The 223-nt window shown below is 53.4% G+C and carries 1 rRNA gene; it reads left to right on the top strand.

Annotation, left to right across the window (positions count from 1 at the left end):
• Nucleotides 1–223, top strand: a 16S ribosomal RNA gene (locus KO538_RS29185); the annotation flags it as partial.

Genomic DNA, 223 nt, shown 5'->3' on the forward strand with positions numbered 1-223 from the left:
GCTCAGATTGAACGCTGGCGGCATGCCTTACACATGCAAGTCGAACGGCAGCACGGAGCTTGCTCTGGTGGCGAGTGGCGAACGGGTGAGTAATATATCGGAACGTACCCTAGAGTGGGGGATAACGTAGCGAAAGTTACGCTAATACCGCATACGATCTAAGGATGAAAGTGGGGGATCGCAAGACCTCATGCTCGTGGAGCGGCCGATATCTGATTAGCTA

The sequence above is a fragment of the Janthinobacterium sp. NKUCC08_JDC genome (genome assembly GCF_019345575.1).
Lineage (GTDB): Bacteria > Pseudomonadota > Gammaproteobacteria > Burkholderiales > Burkholderiaceae_D > Janthinobacterium > Janthinobacterium aestuarii.